Origin of the sequence: Mesorhizobium sp. M2E.F.Ca.ET.219.01.1.1 (genome assembly GCF_004016445.2) — a bacterium.
Lineage (GTDB): Bacteria > Pseudomonadota > Alphaproteobacteria > Rhizobiales > Rhizobiaceae > Mesorhizobium.
The window spans coordinates 1-287 of the sequence record NZ_SADT02000271.1 but is presented as its reverse complement, the minus strand read 5'-3'; the positions used below and the strand labels follow the sequence as shown (position 1 = coordinate 287).

The 287-nt window shown below is 70.0% G+C and carries 1 protein-coding gene; it reads right to left on the bottom strand.

Annotation, left to right across the window (positions count from 1 at the left end):
* A partial coding sequence (locus EN862_RS35800; protein ID WP_193771655.1) for an esterase-like activity of phytase family protein occupies positions 1-287 on the bottom strand: 287 nt, incomplete at both ends.

Below are 287 nucleotides of genomic sequence, written 5' to 3'. Positions count from 1 at the left end.
CTCGGCCGAGAAGCGATAGATGTTAGGGCCGTACTCGTCGGAGATGAACATGCTGCCGTCCGGCAGGCGCACGATGGCTTCGTCATCCAGCGCCAGCTTGCCATTGTCGGCCTGCGGCAGGATCGGCATGTCGCCGGCGGCGGGGCGGACGCCGTTCAGCGGGTCGAGGCCGGTGGCGTCAACGCCCTTGTCGTCGGTGAGCAGCAGGGTGTCGGCGAGCGTCGCATTGACGCCCGACTGTTCCTGGCCGGCTGCGGGCGCGGCGCCCGGAGGGGTCGGGGCAAGCT